Raw genomic sequence first — 280 nt, forward strand, 5'->3', positions numbered from 1 at the left:
GGGCGGCACGGCCGCGCGCATCTTCGCCGGCGTGCAGTACACGGTGGGCGGCAAGACGGGGACGGCGCAGGTGGTGGGCATCAAGAAAAACGAGAAGTACAATGCCAAGCTGCTGGCCGAACGCCCCATGGCCGGCAGCGACGCGGGCGAAGCCAAGGCCGACACGGCCATCTACGACCGCGAATCGATCAGCTGGTGCTGCAATTCGCGCGGCGTGTACAGCGGTTCAATGAAAAACGGCTTGTCGGACTGCACGACGAAATCGATCCACGAACCGGGC

Annotated in this window: 1 protein-coding gene; it reads left to right on the forward strand. The window is 64.6% G+C overall.

The features are described from left to right. The coding region (locus GCN75_RS28975) for a hypothetical protein (protein WP_152285389.1) at positions 1-280 on the forward strand (280 nt) is incomplete at both ends.

This window comes from Janthinobacterium violaceinigrum, from assembly GCF_009208555.1.
GTDB lineage: Bacteria > Pseudomonadota > Gammaproteobacteria > Burkholderiales > Burkholderiaceae_D > Janthinobacterium > Janthinobacterium violaceinigrum.